Raw genomic sequence first — 1,678 nt, forward strand, 5'->3', positions numbered from 1 at the left:
CCCCGCCACCCGCTCCTGCGATCCGCTCCACCACGAAGCCCCGCCCGGCCACGGCGCGGGGCTTCGTGCTGCCCGCCCCCTTCCGGCAGGATGTGGCCCGCCGTGATCTCCTCACGGGCTCAGCGTGGTCACGAGTGGCGTTCGGGGGAACGCGGGAAGGAGTCGGCCGTGAAGTGGCGCCGGGTTCTGTGGTGGGTGTTGATCGTCTTCGCGCTGTACGCCGTGTACCGCGCTCCGGAGCAGGCGGCGGGATTCGTGCGGGCCGTCGGTGAATCGCTGGGGACGATCGTCGCGAGCATCGGCGACTTCTTCGACGGCCTGCTGGGCTGACCGTGGCCGCGCGCGAGCACCGGCAGGACCCGGACGAGCCGCCCAGGGAACTGCTCCTGCTCTCCGGCGCGCGGCTGCGCAAGCGCGACGACGGCACCTGGCAGCTGGACGACGGGCCCGCGGACGGGTCGGGCGACGCCGCCGGGGGCGGCCCCGCGACGTCCACGACCCCCCGGCGCGCCGACGACCGGGACGGCCGGGACGGTCGGAATGGGGACGGCCGGGACGGGGACGGCCGCGCGGCGGGTGCGGAGGACCTCGACGGCGACGACGTGGTGCTGACGACCGTCGAGGTGGTCGAGGCGGACCCGCTGTGGGAACGACCGCCCGAGGCGGTGGACCGCTACGTGCTGGGGACCGAGAAGCGCCTGGTCTGCCTGCGCCGGCACCTCGTGGTGCTCGCCGAGCCCGTCACGAGCTGCATAGCCGGCTTCGCGGCCCTGCTGTGGCTGCTCGAACGCCTGCACGACGTCCCCCACCTGCCGAACGCGCTGTTCGCGCTGTGGGCGGTGCTGCTGGCGCGCGCGGTCTGGAAGTGGATGCTGTGGCGCAACGACTGGTTCATGGCCACCGACCGGCGGCTCCTGCTCACCTACGGGGTCTTCCGGCGCCAGGTCGCGATGATGCCGCTGTCGAAGGTGACGGACATGAGCTACAACCGCTCGCTCGCCGGCCGCCTGCTCGGGTACGGCGAGCTCGTCATGGAATCCGCCGGCCAGGACCGGGCGCTCAGCCACGTCGACCGGCTGCCGATGCCCGACCAGGTCTACGTGCGCATCTGCGAGCAGTTGTTCGGCGAGGTCGGGGTGGTGGAGGTGGGCCGGCCGCTGGGCCGGCGGGTGCGCCAGCTGGCCCGCAGGGCGCTGTCCCGGCGGCGCCGCTGACGTACCGGGCCGGGCGCCCGCGCCCGGGAACGCCGAAGGGGCGGGGTCGTCCGACCCCGCCCCTTCGGCGTGAACAGCGTGCGCGTCAGCCCTGGGCGGCGCGGAACTGGTCGATGATGGTGGTGGAGATGGGGCCGCGCGGGGCGACGGCGATGCCGTTCTCCGCAGCCCACTGACGCACGGCGCGCGCGTCGACGGAGCCGCCGCTGCTCGCCGCCGGAGCCGCCGCGGGGGTGGCCTTCTTGGCGGTGGCCTTCGTGGCGGTCTTGGCCGCCGGCGTCGCCGCGGTCTTCGCGGCCGACTTCGTCGCGGTCTTCGCGGCGGTGGAGGCCGTCGCGGGAGCGGTCTTGGCGGCCGACGTGGAAGCGCTCTTGGAGGCCGACTTCGTGGCCGACTTGGCCGTCTTCTTCGCCGCCGGGGCCGGGGCCGGGGTGGGCTCCGGCCCCGGCGGCGAAGAAGACGGC

3 protein-coding genes are annotated in these 1,678 nt (G+C 74.8%); 2 read left to right on the top strand and 1 reads right to left on the bottom strand.

Going from position 1 to position 1,678, the window contains the following annotated elements:
• Nucleotides 1-168: 168 nt before the first annotated feature.
• Both GTQ99_RS22960 and GTQ99_RS27330 read left to right on the top strand, forming a co-directional pair.
• Nucleotides 169-330 carry a hypothetical protein gene (locus GTQ99_RS22960; RefSeq protein ID WP_166617974.1) on the top strand — a complete coding sequence of 54 codons (162 nt, stop codon included), beginning with the start codon at nt 169-171 and terminating at the stop codon, nt 328-330.
• Nucleotides 331-332: 2 nt separating this feature from the next.
• A complete protein-coding gene (locus GTQ99_RS27330; protein ID WP_166617975.1) occupies nt 333-1,214 on the top strand; it encodes a PH domain-containing protein in 882 nt (293 codons plus the stop codon).
• A gap of 85 nt (nt 1,215-1,299) precedes the next feature.
• On the opposite strand, the gene GTQ99_RS22970 is transcribed toward GTQ99_RS27330, so the two are convergent.
• The coding region (locus GTQ99_RS22970; RefSeq protein ID WP_205708081.1) for an Lsr2 family DNA-binding protein at nt 1,300-1,678 on the bottom strand (379 nt) is incomplete at its 5' end.

Origin of the sequence: Kineococcus vitellinus (assembly GCF_009906315.1) — a bacterium.
GTDB lineage: Bacteria > Actinomycetota > Actinomycetes > Actinomycetales > Kineococcaceae > Kineococcus > Kineococcus vitellinus.